We start from the raw sequence: 14247 nt of genomic DNA on the forward strand, positions 1-14247 counted from the left end.
TATAAAGCTCTCCTAGAGAGGTGTACGTTGTTTCAGCTTTTAACTGTAAATTGGCAGGAAGTACAAATTCTGGAATCATAACTAATAGTATAATATTAAATTACACATAATAATTTATATATTTGTTATTTAGATAAAATAAATTACAGTGGGAAAATCAGTCTTACAAATTCAGCGATCAGACGCAACAGAGATAAAGAAATTATTAAATACAAATGATGCTTATACCGTTGGTATAAGACTATACATGGTATATCTTGTTGCATTAGGTTATTCGAGCAGACGGTTGTCTGAACTACATAATATCAGCTTCAAGCAGATAACAAATTGGGTTCATAGATTTGAAAAAGAAGGTATTGAAGGATTAAAAGATAAGAAAGGGCGTGGTAGACGGAGCAATTTATCAAACAAACAACTCGAAAGAATCAAAAGCTTGGTCATACACGAAAAACCTTCGGATTATGGATATCAATCTGTAAAGTGGACAGGCCCACTTGTGGCTCAATGGATTGATAAAGAATATGGCTTAACCTATCAAAAGGCACAAGTCTATAACTTGCTCGAAAAGGTTGGAATTGTGTTTGAAAAGAAAAAAGGTTTAGTTCATAAAGTGTAATTAATTAACATACTTTCATCAAAATTGAAGAAGAGCCAGTATGGTCCGGAATATTCAGTTAATTTTATTTAAAATGTTAAATATTTTAACATTTTAAATAAAATTAACTATGTTAGCATATCACAATTTATTAAAGGATAAAATGTGTTAATTACTAACAAAAACTATAATTTATGAAGAGAAAATTACTCAGTACATTGTTTGCTGTGGCCTGCGTTACTAGCGTGTCATATGCGCAAACTCGAGAAGTGAGTGGTTTGGTGACATCAACAGATGGAACTCCAATTAATGGGGCTTCTGTATCTGTTGTAGGAACTAATTCTGCTACCCAAACGGATGGATCAGGTAGATTTAAAATTCAGGCTACTGCTGGATCAACGTTAAATGTATCCTATATAGGTTACACAAGCCAGCGAGTTTCCATTGGTAATTCCACAACTTTATCCATAATATTACAAGGTGGCGATCAGGCACTAGAAGAGGTGGTAGTTGTTGGATATGGTAGTACTACTCAGGAAGCGTTTACTGGATCTGCTAAAAAAATTACTTCCGAAAATCTAGAACGTAAAAATGTGTCCAATATTTCACAAGCATTAGCTGGAGAAGTTGCTGGTGTTACGGTGATTAATTCGAGTGGACAACCTGGTACTACAGCTACAATACGTATCAGAGGTTTAGGTTCTGTCAATGGTAATCGTGCGCCTTTGTATGTCGTGGATGGTGTACCTTTTACAGGTAACCTTACTTCTTTAAATATGGCTGACGTGGAGTCAACAACAGTTTTGAAAGATGGTACTGCTACTGCAATTTATGGATCTAGAGGAGCTAATGGTGTGATTTTAGTTACAACAAAAAGTTCGAAAGGGAAAGCTCCTTTTCTAGAGGCAGATGTTAATTTTGGGACAAATGCAGCATTAATCCCAAGGTATGAAACAATAAAATCCCCGGAGACTTTTATTGGATTGGCGTGGGAATCTGTATACAATCAGGCAGTCGCTGCAGGTAATGCGGATCCTACAACTTTTGCAAATAACAACCTTTTTGGAGGCACAGGAATTAGTGCTGGATATAATTTATGGAATGTAACTTCTGTTGCCGATTTGATTGATCCAGTTACTCGAACTGTTAAACCAGGGGTAACAAGAAAATATGATCCGGAGTATTGGGGTGATCACGCCTTTCAGAATGCAGCTAGAACAGATATTAATATCAAATTAGGGGGATCTGCTGAAACGAACAATTATTATACATCATTTGGTTATTTGAATGACAAAGGATATTCAATCAATTCAGACTTCGAACGCTTAACAGGGCGTGTTAATCTAGATAATAAAGTCAAGACATGGTTAAACTCAGGTGTGAACTTATCATATGCAAGAACCCAAAGAACAACTAATGGGCAAAGTGAGGATTCTGGTAGTGTATTTTGGTTTGTAGATAATATGCCATCTATTTTTCCGGTATTCCAGCGGGATGAAGATGGTAATAAAATTGAAGACCCTTACTACGGGGGATACGTATTTGATTACGGAAGAAATCCTAATCGCCGCTTTGCAGGTTCGACAAATTCAATTGCGGATGCAACTTATGGTTTAAGAAGAGCATTTAGAAATGAAGTGAATGGTCGTGCTTATGCTAATTTTAATATTATCGATGGTTTGACATTTGAAAACTCAATCGCTGTCAATTATTATCATAATAAATCTGTTGTCAGATATAGTAAATTCTACGGTCCAGGTGAACAGACTAATGGTTTGATTAGCCAAGGCAGAACAGAGACTTTTTCATACTCATTGTTGAATTTACTTCGTTATAAAACATCTTTCGTTGGAGGTCATAATCTAGAAGCCTTAGCAGCACATGAGAGCCAAGATTATTCTAATAATTATCTATCTGGCTCAAAGAATCAGCTAGTAAGAGATGATTCTTACGAGTTTGATAATGCTGTTGTTACTTTGCCTTTTTCTTCTTACGAAGAGGGGTTTGCAATTGAAAGTTACTTTGGGCAAGTAAACTATGATTATAATCAAAAGTATTATTTATCAGGAAGTGTGCGTCGTGATGGTTCTTCGAGATTTGTGAATAACAAGTGGGGAACTTTCGGTTCTATTGGAGCAGGATGGATCATGTCAAAGGAGAATTTTATGCAGAAGCAAAATGTTTTTGATTACTTGAAATATAAAATTAGTTATGGTGTAATTGGAGATCAGTCTGTGGGTTCTTACTACCCGGGGTTAGTAACATTCCCTATTACCCCACTGGATGGAGTGCCTTCTATTGGGACACCAGTTGTAGGAAATCCTGATCTCTCATGGGAGTCAGCACGTATGTTTCAAACAGGTGTAGATTTTCAAGTCGGAAATTATTTGACTGGTAGTTTTGAGTATTATATCAAAAATACAGACAATTTGATTTTTGATAGAAGACTAGGTCCTTCTATAGGTTACGCGCTAATAAGAGTTAATGATGGAAAACTACAAAATAAGGGCTTTGAATTTGATTTGACTAGTCATTTATTTAAAAGTGAGACTTTTTATTTTGATTTAGGTGTTAATGGAGAAATTTTTAGAAATAAAATCACTAAAATGCCAATTGATCCATCTACAAATGAACCTAAGAAAGTAGATGTACAAGGTAGTTATGCATGGGCTGAGGGAAGATCTATTTATGACTTTTATTTAAGAGATTATGTGGGTGTAGATCCAGAGGATGGTAGAGCAAAGTGGAGAATGTTTTGGACAGATTTGAATGGTAATGGAGTTTATGATGATGGAACGCAAAATGATGATGATGGAGACATTATTCCAGCAGAGCACATTACGAGTTTAGAGGTGTTTGAGAATACTCAAAACTTGGAGATCCAAGAGTCAGAAACTAAAACGTATCAAAGAGCTACTTTGATGTATGCTAATAAAACAGCTATTCCAAAGATTAGAGGTGCTTTCAATATATCAACAGGATATAACGGGTTTAGTCTGACCGCCCAGTTTTTATATAGCCTAGGAGGATATGCATACGATGGTGCATATGCATCTCTTATGGGGAATGGACGTATAGGTGACGCGAATTGGCATGAAGATATGCTTAATAGATGGCAAAAGGCAGGAGATGAAACCGATGTGCCTAAGCTTTCGAATAACAGAGATTTGAATATCAATTCTGCATCTACTCGTTTCCTTACTAAGGCAGATTATTTTTCATTAAACAATGTGAGGTTAGGTTACAATTTTAATGATAACGTACTTCGAACTATTGGTTTTGGTGGTTTAAGTGTTTGGGTTTCAGGAGATAATTTATGGTTGTCAACTAAGAGAAAGGGGTTCAATCCTTCGTCATCAGAAAGTGGATCATCGAGTGTTTATAGATATTCTCCTCTTTCTACTTTTTCAGCAGGTTTAAGAGCTAAATTTTAAGTTATGAAAAGAAATTATTTTTACATATTTACTGTGGCATTATTTGTATTAAGTGCATGTAGTAAGGATTTTTTGGAAAAATCACCAACCGATACTATTTCTGAGGAGGATCTTGGGAAGGCGGTTGAGCAAGATCCAGAATTGTTGAACGGAAGTGTTTTAGGATTGTATTCTACAATGTTTGAGCCTGGTACAGGGGGAACTAGTGGTGTAGATGATGATTTTGGACAGAAGGGACAAGACATCAATATGGATTTATTAACATCTGATGCTGTTATTGAAGGTACAGATTGGGGATGGTATGGCGCGATGGGACAATATACTCCAACATTAGATTTTACTACGAACAATGTTTATGTACCATGGAGATATTATTATAGGATTATTTTTGGCGCTAATACAATCATAGATGCACTAGGTGGTACAGATGTTGAAATTCCAGAAGATGAGACATCTAAAAGATACATAATGGGACAATCCAAAGCTATGAGAGCATATGCATATTTCTACTTATCTCAACTATTCTCTAGAAAAGGATATGGTTCAGATGGGGATCTTATTCTTCCGTTATACACAAAAGTGGAAAAAGCTAATTTACCTCTTTCTACATCCAAAGAAGTGTATGATTTGATTGTATCTGATTTAAAGCAAGCTATAGTTTATTTAGAAGGTTTTGAGAGAACTTCAAAGTCTCAAGTTAATAAATATGTCGCTAAAGGTTTACTTTCTTATGCTTTGATGGCAAGAGGTACACAAGCGGATTGGCAAGAGGTGGTTACATTGACTAATGATATTATTAGTAATAGCGGTCATCCATTGACTACTAAAAGTCAGACTACGGGTATTGTAACAAACGGTGTGCTTACGAATCCTGAATCAGGATTTAATAATGTTGCAACACCTAGTTGGATTTGGGGAACGGATCTTACCATCGAAAATGGTCTTTTATTCGATACATTTTGGGCTCATATGGATTATTATACATATGGTTATGCTTCCTCAGGTGATGCAAAATTAATAAGTAAAGATTTATACGACTTAATTCCCGCTACAGATATACGCAAAAGACAATTTCATGCTACACGGTTATATCCATTAAACAAATTCTTTGATCCAGCACGGGTGTGGGACGGACAAAACCCTGTTACTTGCGATTATTTGTATATGCGAGCGGATGAATTTTATTTGTTAAATGCGGAAGCTAATGCTAATTTGTCTCAAGATGCTGCTGCAAGATCTACTTTGAAAAGGTTATTAGATCTAAGATTAGATGATGCAACTTATATCAACACTTTGAGTGGTCAAGCACTGAAAGATGAAATTTACTTACAAACACGTATCGAATTGTGGGGAGAAGGTAAAATATATCTATATAATAAAAGGAATAAAAAATCAATTACAACAGCAAGTAATCACTATTCAACTAAAGGAGAAGTTATACCTTATGATGCGCAAAAACTAACTTTCCCAATACCTCAAGCAGAAATTTTAAATAATCCATTTATAACAAGGTAGATAATTTCTCTTTATTAAATATATACAGTCATTCAAAATGACTGTATATATTTAAATATTGTGTTTAGGGAGACAGTCTAAAAGCCATTTTTTTAGTTACCTATTCGCCAGGATACTCAATTCTTGAGCTACTCTTCCGGCAATATTGTTGTACGCTTCCCCGATAGGATCTTCATGATCTAATACGATTGGGAAGCCATTATCTGCCGCATCTGCTACGGATTTGACAAGAGGAATTTCGCCTAAGAATGGGATTTGATTTTCTTCTGCAAGGCGTTTCCCACCATCCTTACCAAAGATGTAATATTTGTTATCTGGTAATTCGGCAGGTGTAAAGTAGGCCATATTTTCTACAATTCCTAGAATAGGAACATTGATACCTTCCATTTTGTACATGCCAATACCTTTGATGGCATCAGCCAAGGCTACATTTTGCGGTGTAGTCACAATGACTGCGCCTGATATAGGGTAAGTTTGGGATACGGTGATATGAATATCGCCTGTGCCTGGAGGCATATCTACTACCAAATAATCTAATTCACCCCAGTCAGCATCATTAAATAATTGTTTGATAGCCGAAGTAGCCATGGGGCCTCTCCAAGGTATAGGTTGATTCGGATCTGTAAAAAAACCGATTGACAAAAGTTTTAAACCAAATTTTTCAATAGGCTCAATTTTAGTTGATCCATCTATCAATTGAGAAGCCATTGGTTTAGCGCCTTCCAAACCAAACATAATAGGTAGGGAAGGACCATAAATATCAGCATCTAGTAATCCTGTTTTAGCACCTTTACTTGCTAAAGCTAAAGCTAAATTGCTTGCAACGGTAGATTTTCCCACCCCGCCTTTTCCTGAAGAAACTAAAATGATATTTTTAATTCCTTTGAGTTGGTTAGGATCAACACTAGTGACACGCGAAGTCATATTTATTTCAACTTCTATCTCTTTGCTGACAAATAAAGCAATAGCGTTGCGACAAGCGTGTTCGATATGGCCTTTTAATGGGCAGGCTGGTGTCGTCAATACGACATCAAATTTTACTTTATTGGGAAAAATTTCAATATTTTGAATCATATGAAGAGTAACCAAATCTTTTTTCAAATCCGGCTCTTCAACGTGACTTAATGCATGTAATACTTGTTCTTGCGTAATAGTCATTTTTTACACTTTCTATTTGCACAAAGCTAATAAATCACTGATATATTCTTGTCATACGGATGTTTTAAAAGAGAGTATTAATTCATTATCATTCAATTTGAATTTTCATTAGTTTTGTGTTAAACTACAATTATTGTATAAATATGAAAAAATTATTCTTACTATTATTTTCTGTATTTGTGTATTGCCATGTCAATGCGCAACAGAGACAGTTGGAGGCTTTCGAAAAGCTTAATGCAGTTAAGTTTAATCTATTAACTTTGGCTACCGGAAAATTTGCATTTGAATATGAGCGTTTCTTGACACCAAAAATATCAGCAGGTATCAGTTTAGCTTTAAGACCAAAATCAAGTTTACCTTTTGAATCACAAATAACAAAATCATTTGATGAAGAGGATGAAATTTTAAGTTTGATTTCTGGATTCAAATCTTCAACAACCTCTTTTACTCCTGAAGTACGTTTCTACACATCTAATAGGGGAGAGGGAAGAGGTTTTTATTTAGCTCCCTATGTGAAATATACAAAATTTGGGTTTGAAGCGCCTTATATGTTTGATGTTGAAGCTGAGGTTGCCGGCGAGACTGTTTATGATCGAAAAGAAGAAATCCCATTGAATGGAGACTTAAAGACTTTTACAGCGGGTTTGTCGCTAGGAGTAAACTTCAAATTAAGCAAGAGTGTGTATTTGGATTGGCGTTTTTTTGGACCTGGTTATGGCACTTCCAAAGGTTCAGTCAGCGGAAAAATGTCATTAAATGCGGACGAACAGGATGGTCTTAAAGAAGCTCTATCAGAATTGAAAACTGATATGGAAGATCTTCCTGTAAAGATAAAGATGGATTATAATGTAACAGGAGAAGGTGCGGATATTAAAGTTAATAATAGTCCTTGGGCAAATATCCGAAGCGGTTTATCCATCGGGTATAGATTCTAAAAAATAAGGTTTTGTATAGTTAGAAAGGTTGTGCTTATCAAGGGGGCATAACCTTTTTTTGTTTTGATGTAGAAGTATTCGGTAATAAAATTCTATTTTTATTCAAGAATTTAAATTCGAAACTTCATGAGTGATTTTTTTTCGAAAAGGCGTAATAAATGGTTTGTGATTGTTGGTGCTTCCATTATTTTAGTTTTGGGAATTGGATTTGCGATAGGAATGTCCAAACGTCAAGGATTGTTGGATAAAGCAATATTCAAGGTTCAACAAAAGCTTCAGCGTGACTATAAGGTTAACTTTTCAGTTGATAAATATTACTTCTCAAGTTTAACAACTGTTGAGTTTAAAAATCTTTTAATTGTACCAGAGGATAGGGATACATTAGCCTCAATCGAAACTTTTTCCGTTTCTGTTCGCGTGTTGCCACTTTTAATTGGAAATGTGGAAGTGGGTGCAATCGGAATTGAGAATGGACATTTTTCATTAGTTAAAAAGGATTCACTAAGTAACTATGATTTTCTATTCAGAAAGAAAGATGTCTCTAAAGAGGTGAGACTTAATCAAGAATCGAAGGGGTTTGCAGATTTGGTAGAGCGTCTAAGTAATCAATTTTTTGCTTTAGTTCCAGATGACATGGATTTGAAAAATTTCGTCTTGTCGTATGCAGATGATAAAATTACGCAAAAAGTCCGTATCCCTGATGCGCAAATGAATTCTGGACGTTTTGAGTCTTCTATTTTTCTTAATGACCATGATGCCGAATGGGTGTTGTCGGGAAAGGTAGATGCTGGCGCACAGCGTATGCGTGTCGAAGTATCTTCAAAAGAGGCAGATGTAGAATTGCCCTTTTTGCGGAGTAAATTTGGTTTAGCAGTAAGTTTTGATAAACTGATTTTTGATTTAAAAGACGTAACAAAACTCAAAAAGAATTTATTAGAGGTGGGGGGAACATTTGCCTACGAGAACTTGAAAGTTTATCATTGGAGATTGTCAGATTCAACAATTGTTCTTCCTCAGGCTGAAATGGAAGGGGGATTGCAATTTGCAGACAATTATATAGCATTGCGCGAGAACTCCACTCTTCGTGTGAATGACTTTTCCGTCTCTCCCAGAGTAAAAGTTGAACTTAAGCCTTCTAAAAAAATAGATCTTGCTTTGCATACAGGAATGTTTCAGGCACAAGATTTCTTTGATGCATTGCCAAAAGGATTATTTCAAAATATAGAGGGGGTAAAAGTGGAAGGGGCCATCGCTTATGATTTGGATTTTTCAATTGATCTAGATAAGCCAGATGATCTGACTTTTGTATCTAAAATAGATGATGAGGATTTGAAAATTATGTCGTGGGGCAGCGCGAATATAGATTCATTGAATCGATCGTTTGTATACGATGCATACAACGACACCGTGTTGGTCAAGAGGTTTGTTGTTGGGCCTGAAAATCCTAATTTCAGACCTTTGAGTCAAATTCCTTATGTACTTAAGACCACGGTTAGAAATACAGAAGATCCCTTCTTTTATAAACATAATGGTTTTGAACAAGAAGCCTTTAAATTATCCATAGCGACTAATGTGAAAGAGAAGATGTTTAAGCGTGGAGCTAGTACGATTTCGATGCAACTAGTTAAAAATGTTTTTTTGAATAGGAAAAAGACATTAAACCGGAAGTTTGAAGAAATCCTATTAGTCTGGTTGATGGAGGCTTCTGGGCAAGTAAGTAAAGATCGTCTATTTGAAATTTACTTAAATGTTATCGAATGGGGTAAGAACGTATATGGTATTACAGAAGCATCAGAATATTATTTTAAGAAAAAGCCAGAGCAATTGACTTTGGGTGAAAGTCTTTTCCTGTCGAGTATCATACCAAGGCCAAAGACGGGATTATCATCCTTTGATCACACGGGACATCTTAAAAGTTGGGTTCAACGTCATTTTAATACCTATGGTTCTATTATGCGTAAGTTGGGGGAACTTAATGATGTTTCGGTGTCAGAAAATTATGGTTTCTACGACGTTGTATTGCAACCATCATTACGACCAAAAGCACCAGTAGTTAGAGATTCTACTTTTGATGTGCTTGATGAACACGAACTAATTATAAAAGAGATAGAGGCTGAAGAGAATGCACGAAAATCAATACTAGATAAATTAATTGGGGAAAAGCATGAAAATAATTGAGATTGATGATTTGCGTTTTGAGCCTTTCATCAGTTATGATCAAATAAAGAAGAGAATTCGGTTAATAGGGATTGATATTAATTTACGTTATGAGGGCAGAAGGCCAGTATTTATTGGAGTCTTAAATGGGTGTTTTATGTTTATGGCTGATTTGATGAAAGAAATTCATATTGAAAGTGAAATGAGTTTTGTCAAATTGGCATCCTATTCAGGAACTGCTCAAGGAAATATTGCGGAATTGATAGGAGTGGGTTTGGATTTGAAAGATAGGGAAGTAATTATTGTTGAAGATGTAGTGGATAGTGGTAATTCCTTGAAATTTACTATTGATGCATTAAGAAATGAAGGCGCAAAAAGTATTTCCGTTTGTAGTCTTTTGTTGAAGCCTTCATGTTTGCAACATGAATTTGATAATATAGAATATGTAGGCTTTGAGATTGATAAAGAGTTTGTGATTGGGTATGGTCTAGATTACAACGGTTATTACCGTAATCTCAAAGATATTTATAAAGAGGTGACTTTAGGAGATTAATTCCTAAAGTCACAACTTTGCAAGTGGTCGTTAACCATGCCGACAGCCTGCATATACGCATAGCAGATTGTACTCCCAAAAAACTTTATACCTCTTTTCTTTAAATCTTTAGCTATAGCTTTTGATTCAATTGATTCTACAGGAGCATCTTTTAAAGTTTCCACCTTATTTTCAATACGCTGTTGATTTGGAAGAAATTGGTACAAGTAATTGTAAAAAGAACCAAACTCTTTCTGAATAGCAATAAATATTTGCGCATTTGAAATGGAAGCCTCTATTTTGCCGCGATGCCGAATGATTGCGGGATCTTGAACTATATTCTCTACGTCCTCTTGTGTAAATCTTGCTACTTTTTCTACATTAAAGTCAGCAAATAATCTTCTGTATCCCTCCCTACGGCGCAAAATTGTGATCCAGCTTAATCCAGCCTGTGCGGATTCTAATATTAAAAATTCGAATAATGTCTTATCATCTTTTACTTGTTTGCCCCATTCCTCATCATGATACTGGGAATATAAGGGATCGTCACCGCACCAAGGGCAACGTTGTACAGTAGTTGTCATAATTGTTTAAAAATATACTACAAAATCATACCTTTGACTTTGTATGTTAGGAAATAACTATTTGAAGCAAATTATAAAAAATAAGCAACATATCATGTTGTTTTTATTTTTGTTGTGTTCCTACATAACGTCTGCAAAGCAGGAAGACTCACTATCCGTACATAACGAAGTCGGAATTGAAGATGTTCAGATCGATACATTAACGCAATCTCAGAAGAGTGCTTTACCATTTAATTATGTTATTTTGGATACAAATGCTACTGCCATATCCAATCCCATTCGAGATAGCTTATTAAGTATTATCGAGATTGAATACACTGATTTGGGTGCGTGGTTCGCAAAGATGGATAAGCTAAAAAAAGCACGTAATCTATCACCGCAAATAGAAAAATTAAATAGACCAATATGGCTTGTTTCGGTGTTGATTCTTATTCTGCTCAGCATAGGTTTAGTTCGGATTTTCTTCTATCCAACTTTCTTGAATATTATTTATGGATGTTTCAACGAAAGGGTTTTAGCGCAAATTAGTAAGGAGGATAATGTATTGACTTCATGGCCATACATCTTTTTATATATAATATTTAGCTTCTCACTGGGGTTATTTTTATTAATATATTTTAGTGCAAAACAGGATTTACTCTTTCTTACAATCAATAATTTTACACGATTGTCTCTCATTATCGGTGTGATGTTTGTGGCCAAATTGCTACTAGTACGAATTATCTCTGTGATTTTTGAGACAGAGAAATTAGCTCGCAATTATATCACAATGTTGTATATTGTGTACTTTAATAGCCTATTATTCCTCATTCCTCTACTTATTTTGGCGGTCTTTTTGCCGTTCTCATATATAGATATATTGGTAGTGATATTAGTTGTAGGTACCATTTTTCTCTTTACCTATCGAATGATTCGTACAGCTTTTAATTTATTAGGTAATCTAAAGTTTTCAATCTTTTATTTAATTCTTTATCTTTGTGCCTTAGAAATAGCACCGATTTTGATATTAGTGAAATCACTAAACAATTAAATAAAAGTTTATGCAGATTGATGTTGCTAGAGCTAAGAAAGTTAAAAGCATCTTAGTTACTTTACCAAGACCAGAAAATGATAAGTCTCCTTATTTTGCGTTAGCGGAAAAATATAACTTAAAATTAGATTTTCGTGGTTTTATACATGTGGAGGGAGTTCCTGCAAAAGAGATTAGAAAAGAAAGAATCAATTTTGCTGAACATACTGCAGTAATTTTCACCAGTAAGAATGCCGTAGATCATTTTTTCAGAGTATGTGAAGAAATGCGTTTTGAAGTATCTGCTGAAATGAAATACTTTTGTATTTCAGAGGCTATCGCGCTTTATTTACAGAAATATATTCAGTACCGTAAGCGTAAGATATTCTTCGGAAAACAAACGGCGAAGGATTTGGAAGAAGTATTGAAAAAGCACAGTAAAGAAAAATTCTTATTCCCTTGTTCGGATGTGGCTAATGAGGAAACTCAAAAGTGGCTTCAAGAAAATGGCTATAATTTTACGCCAGCTGTATTGTTCAAGACTGTAATTACCGATATTACAGATTTGAAAGATGTATTCTATGATGTGATTGTTTTCTTTAGTCCATCTAGTGTACAATCATTATATGAAAACTTCCCTGACTTTGTTCAAAATAATACGCGCATCGCAGCTTTCGGAGCCACTACGCAACAAGCCTTGTTGGATAAGGGGTTAATACTTGATATTCCTGCACCTACTCCAGTAGCACCAAGTATGACAATGGCTGTAGAGCAGTATATTAAAATGGTAAACAAATAACTTTTATAAGTTTTATAACATAAAAGGTCAGTAATTAAAATGCTGACCTTTTCTCGTTATTTGGCTACAAGTTTAGATACTTTTTCAATTAATTTTAATTAAACTTTCTTAAATGCCATAATTAGCTTATTTTTACTTGAATTTCAAGGCGATTAAATGCGTTGAACTAACCTGTATTGCTATAGACTTATGATTGTTAATCATTTGATGTTAAAATATATTTTCGGAATTCTGCTAATTGTACTGACTATTGGATGTAAGACATCTACGAATAATGGAGAATTGATTGGAGTACGATTAGACAAACTAAAAAAAAGTAAGACTCCATATGGAATGGTTTTAGTACCTGGTGGTACATTTATCATGGGGCAGTCGGATGAGGATATTACATATTCTCAAACAGCTCAAAATCGTCAGGTGACTATCGCGCCATTTTATATTGACGATTCTGAAATATCCAATAGTGAATATAGACAATTTGTTTATTGGGTTCGTGATTCCATTATGGTAACCGATTATTTAGGAGATCCTTCTTATTTTTTACAAAGTCAAGGACAAGGTAGCACTAAATATATCGATTGGGAAAAAGTAAGACGACAATCTCCATGGCGCTCTACCGATGCTAATGTAAAAACACGTTTGGAAAGCATGTATTACCAAGGTGATGATAAGTTGTTTGGTAAGAATGAAATGGATGTTCGCTTGGTAAATTATCATTATGAATGGTATGATTTGGAGAATGCAATTCGCCACAAGAATGATCGCACAAAAAAGCGTTCAGATTTTATTCACAGAGAGAAAATAAGCATTTATCCGGACACCACAGTTTGGATGACAGACTTTCATTATGCGGCAAATGAACCACTTGTAAAAGGTTACTTTTCGCACCCATCATATGACGATTACCCGGTGGTAGGTGTGAGTTGGAAGCAAGCTCAAGCCTTCAATGCTTGGCGAACAAATTTATATAATAATCAAGCTACAAAAGATAAAAGACCTCATCGTATTGATTACCAATTGCCTACTGAGGCAGAATGGGAGTATGCTGCTCGTGGTGGTCGTGTCGGTTCACCATATCCATGGGGAGGACCGACTGCGCGTAATGCGCGTGGATGTTTAATGGCGAATTTTAAGCCTGGTCGCGGTAATTATGTAGAGGATAGCTATGCATATACAGCTCCAGTCTATTCTTATTTTCCAAATGATTATGGTTTGTATAATATGGCTGGAAATGTATCTGAATGGACGCAATCATCTTATGATGAATCGGGGTATTCTTATGTACATGATATGAATCCTACTTATAATTATTCTGCTAAAGAAGGCGATACCGAAACAATGAAACGTAAGGTAATACGTGGTGGTTCTTGGAAGGATATCGGATTCTTTTTGCAAAATGGTACAAGACAATATGAATTTCAAGATACAGCCAAATCTTATCTTGGTTTTAGATCAGTAACACGTGTGGCGGGATCCGCTTCTAAATAGAAAATTAAATTAAAAAAATACTAACTCAACAAACCTAAATA

Annotated in this window: 11 protein-coding genes; 9 read left to right on the plus strand and 2 right to left on the minus strand. The window is 35.2% G+C overall.

Annotation, left to right across the window (positions count from 1 at the left end):
- The first annotated feature begins 148 nt into the window (after positions 1 to 148).
- From GOQ17_RS11740 to GOQ17_RS11750, 3 genes are all read left to right on the plus strand, one after another.
- Positions 149 to 616: a helix-turn-helix domain-containing protein gene (locus GOQ17_RS11740; RefSeq protein WP_159637606.1), complete on the plus strand. Its 468-nt coding sequence runs from the start codon at positions 149 to 151 to the stop codon at positions 614 to 616.
- 173 nt (positions 617 to 789) lie between these two features.
- Positions 790 to 4029 (plus strand): SusC/RagA family TonB-linked outer membrane protein, encoded by a 3240-nt coding sequence (locus GOQ17_RS11745; protein WP_159637607.1) that lies wholly within the window; start codon positions 790 to 792, stop codon positions 4027 to 4029.
- Positions 4030 to 4032: 3 nt separating this feature from the next.
- Positions 4033 to 5544 (plus strand): RagB/SusD family nutrient uptake outer membrane protein, encoded by a 1512-nt coding sequence (locus tag GOQ17_RS11750; RefSeq protein WP_159637608.1) that lies wholly within the window; start codon positions 4033 to 4035, stop codon positions 5542 to 5544.
- 96 nt (positions 5545 to 5640) lie between these two features.
- Here the strand turns inward: GOQ17_RS11750 and GOQ17_RS11755 are convergent, their stop codons facing one another.
- The gene (locus GOQ17_RS11755) at positions 5641 to 6702 is read right to left on the minus strand and encodes an Mrp/NBP35 family ATP-binding protein (protein WP_159637609.1); all 1062 of its coding nucleotides are present in this window, start codon (positions 6700 to 6702) and stop codon (positions 5641 to 5643) included.
- Between the two features lie 143 nt (positions 6703 to 6845).
- Here GOQ17_RS11755 and GOQ17_RS11760 point away from each other — a divergent pair, with 143 nt between their 5' ends.
- The 3 genes from GOQ17_RS11760 to hpt all read left to right on the plus strand — a co-directional run bounded on the left by GOQ17_RS11760 (position 6846) and on the right by hpt (position 10347).
- Positions 6846 to 7637 (plus strand): DUF3575 domain-containing protein, encoded by a 792-nt coding sequence (locus GOQ17_RS11760; RefSeq protein ID WP_159637610.1) that lies wholly within the window; start codon positions 6846 to 6848, stop codon positions 7635 to 7637.
- 126 nt (positions 7638 to 7763) lie between these two features.
- Positions 7764 to 9815, plus strand: a complete 2052-nt coding sequence (locus tag GOQ17_RS11765) for a transglycosylase domain-containing protein (RefSeq protein ID WP_159637612.1) — start codon at positions 7764 to 7766, stop codon at positions 9813 to 9815.
- Positions 9802 to 10347, plus strand: coding sequence for a hypoxanthine phosphoribosyltransferase (hpt, locus tag GOQ17_RS11770; RefSeq protein WP_159637613.1), 546 nt, complete (start codon positions 9802 to 9804; stop codon positions 10345 to 10347). Before GOQ17_RS11765 ends, hpt begins: the two co-directional genes overlap by 14 nt.
- Here the strand turns inward: hpt and GOQ17_RS11775 are convergent.
- Positions 10344 to 10910, minus strand: a complete 567-nt coding sequence (locus tag GOQ17_RS11775) for a DNA-3-methyladenine glycosylase I (RefSeq protein WP_159637614.1) — start codon at positions 10908 to 10910, stop codon at positions 10344 to 10346. The genes hpt and GOQ17_RS11775 overlap by 4 nt on opposite strands.
- 94 nt (positions 10911 to 11004) lie before the next feature.
- Between GOQ17_RS11775 and GOQ17_RS11780 the strand changes: the two genes are divergently transcribed.
- From GOQ17_RS11780 to porK, 3 genes are all read left to right on the plus strand, one after another.
- Complete coding sequence (locus GOQ17_RS11780) at positions 11005 to 11940, plus strand: DUF4271 domain-containing protein (protein ID WP_159637615.1); 936 nt, start codon at positions 11005 to 11007, stop codon at positions 11938 to 11940.
- Positions 11941 to 11950: 10 nt separating this feature from the next.
- Positions 11951 to 12718, plus strand: a complete 768-nt coding sequence (locus GOQ17_RS11785; RefSeq protein ID WP_159637616.1) for a uroporphyrinogen-III synthase — start codon at positions 11951 to 11953, stop codon at positions 12716 to 12718.
- Positions 12719 to 12907: 189 nt separating this feature from the next.
- Entirely contained in the window at positions 12908 to 14206 is a 1299-nt protein-coding gene (gene porK, locus GOQ17_RS11790) for a T9SS ring complex lipoprotein PorK/GldK (RefSeq protein ID WP_236537136.1), read from the plus strand.
- Positions 14207 to 14247: the final 41 nt, after the last annotated feature.

It is taken from the genome of Sphingobacterium composti (assembly GCF_009829075.1).
GTDB classification, from domain to species: Bacteria; Bacteroidota; Bacteroidia; order Sphingobacteriales; family Sphingobacteriaceae; genus Sphingobacterium; species Sphingobacterium composti.